Here is a 1289-nt window from a genome sequence, read left to right on the forward strand (position 1 = left end):
TGGCTGCCGCCGTCTTCGCGCTAACCTTGTCGCCGCTGGTGGCCGGCGCGCAGACCACCATCCGCGCCGCCTTCGGCTCAATGCCGGCCCATCCGAGCTATGTCGGCCTGCAGTGCTTCGAGAAGCTCGCCGAGGAACGCAGCGGCGGATCGCTCGCGATCGAGCTCTATCCCGACCGCCAGCTCGGCGAGGAGCGGGAGACCGTGGAGGGCCTGCAGCTCGGCACGGTGGACATGACGGTGGTCTCGACCGGGCCGCTCGGCGCATTCGTGCCGGAGGTGGGCGTCCTCGACCTGCCGTTCATCTTCAAGGACAGCGCTCATGTCTACGAGGTGCTGGACGGTGAGGTCGGCAAGGAGCTCCTGGCGAAGTTCGACGACCAGAGCATCGTCGGGCTAGCCTGGTGGGAGAATGGCTGGCGCCATCTGACCGCCAAGAAGGCGATCGAGGCCCCAGCCGACCTGCAGGGCGTCAAGTTGCGCACCATGCAGAACCCGGTGCACATCGCCGCCTTCCAGAAGCTGGGCGCGGCGCCAATCCCGATGGTCTGGGGCGAGGTGTTCACCAGCCTGGGCCAGGGCATCATCGATGCCCAGGAGAACCCGATCACCATTGTCTACCTGAACTCGCTCTGGGAGGTGCAGAGCCACCTGATCCTCACCGGCCATGTCTATGGGCCGCATGCGGTGCTGTTCTCCAAGCCGATCTTCGAGACCCTGTCCGAGGACGAGCAGAAGATCATCCGCGAGGCCGTGGCCGAATGCACGACGGTCGCGCGCGAGACCTCGGCCAAGCTCGACGCCGAATATCGAGGGCTGATCGCGGAGAAGGGCATGGTGATCGAGGAGGTCGACACCACGCCGTTCCGCGAGATGACCAAGGACATCGCCTCCACCGTGGAAGGTCTCGATCCCGCCATGATCGAGAAGATCCAGGCAGCCGGCGAGAACTGACCGCTTCCTTGGGCCGGCCGGGGAGCGAAAGTCTCCCGGCCGGCCCGTCGCCCGCGTCCGCCGAAAGCAATCTCCGCCGATGATCACCCGCCTCTGGGGCGCGGTCGAGTGGATGACCGAGGCCCTGCTGATCCTCTGCATCGCCGCGATGACCGTCATGTGCTCGGCCCAGGTGGCATGGCGCTACCTGCTCAACGACCCGCTGGTCTGGTCGGAGGAGGCCGCGCGCTACCTGTTCGTATGGGTCACCTACCTGTCGGCCTGGCTGGCCTGGAAGCACCGCGCGCATATCGCCGTGGACCTCGTGCACTATATGGGCAACAAGCGGCTCGAGCG

General features: G+C 66.3%; 2 protein-coding genes. Both read left to right on the plus strand.

Annotated elements, in window-relative coordinates; genetic code table 11:
• Window positions 1-953 (plus strand): DctP family TRAP transporter solute-binding subunit (locus tag EQG76_RS07555; protein WP_159712056.1); only part of this gene is annotated, 953 nt, incomplete at its 5' end.
• Window positions 954-1032: 79 nt separating this feature from the next.
• On the plus strand, window positions 1033-1289 hold a 257-nt coding region (locus EQG76_RS07560), incomplete at its 3' end, for a TRAP transporter small permease (protein WP_159712058.1).

This window comes from Geminicoccus flavidas (assembly GCF_009806515.1).
Taxonomy (GTDB): domain Bacteria; phylum Pseudomonadota; class Alphaproteobacteria; order Geminicoccales; family Geminicoccaceae; genus Geminicoccus; species Geminicoccus flavidus.